Here is a 1,101-nt window from a genome sequence, read left to right as displayed (position 1 = left end):
CAGACAGTTTCCCTGAAACTGCCAGCCATCGTCACCACCGACCTGCGTTTGAACGAGCCGCGTTATGCGTCCCTGCCAAACATCATGAAAGCCAAGAAGAAGCCTCTCGAAGTGCTGACTCCGGACGCTTTGGGCGTTTCCACCGCCTCCACCACCAAGACTCTGAAAGTCGAAGCGCCGGCTGCACGTAGCGCGGGTATCAAGGTCAAGTCGGTGGCTGAACTGGTCGAGAAACTGAAAAACGAAGCGAAGGTAATCTAAATGACGATCCTGGTTATTGCTGACTATTCAACCGACCAGCAGGACAACAAAGTGCTGGCTCCGGCCACGCTGAACACCGTTGCTGCGGCCGTGAAAATCGGTGGCGACATCCACGTACTGGTTGCCGGTCTTGGCGCTGGCGCCGTGGCTGAAGCCGCGGCGAAAATCGCGGGCGTGGCCAAAGTGCTGCTCGCCGACAACGCCGCCTACGCGCACCAGTTGCCGGAAAACGTTGCGCCCCTGGTGTCCGAGCTGGGCGCTGGCTACAGCCACATCCTGGCTGCTGCTACCTCCAACGGCAAAAACATCCTGCCACGCGTCGCCGCTGCGCTTGATGTTGACCAGATCTCCGAGATCATCTCGGTAGAAAGCGCTGACACCTTCAAGCGTCCGATCTATGCCGGTAACGCCATCGCTACCGTGCAATCTTCGGCTGCGATCAAAGTGATCACCGTGCGTGCCACCGGTTTCGACCCGGTTGCCGCTGAAGGCGGTTCGGCTGCTGTTGAAACAGTTGCTGCTGCTCACGACGCGGGTATTTCCAGCTTCGTCGGCGAAGAGCTTGCAAAATCCGATCGTCCGGAACTGACCGCCGCCAAGATCGTCGTTTCCGGCGGTCGCGGCATGCAGAACGGCGACAACTTCAAGCACCTGTACGCCCTGGCCGACAAGCTGGGCGCGGCGGTCGGTGCTTCCCGCGCCGCGGTCGACGCCGGTTTCGTACCCAACGACATGCAGGTCGGTCAGACCGGCAAGATCGTTGCGCCACAGCTGTACATCGCGGTCGGTATCTCCGGCGCGATCCAGCACCTGGCCGGTATGAAAGACTCCAAGGTGATC

The 1,101-nt window shown here is 60.2% G+C and carries 2 protein-coding genes; both read left to right on the top strand.

Features of this window, described 5'->3' with window-relative positions:
- Positions 1–261, top strand: a 261-nt coding sequence (locus F8N21_RS30270; RefSeq protein ID WP_412071691.1) for an electron transfer flavoprotein subunit beta/FixA family protein, incomplete at its 5' end; no start/stop codon positions are given.
- A partial coding sequence (locus F8N21_RS30265) for an electron transfer flavoprotein subunit alpha/FixB family protein (protein WP_150645599.1) occupies positions 262–1,101 on the top strand: 840 nt, incomplete at its 3' end. It abuts the gene before it with no gap.

Origin of the sequence: Pseudomonas fluorescens, assembly GCF_902497895.1 — a bacterium.
In the GTDB taxonomy this organism is placed as follows: Bacteria; Pseudomonadota; Gammaproteobacteria; order Pseudomonadales; family Pseudomonadaceae; genus Aquipseudomonas; species Aquipseudomonas fluorescens_BP.
Note: the sequence above shows the minus strand (reverse complement) of the source record. Positions and strands in the feature narration are given on the sequence as shown.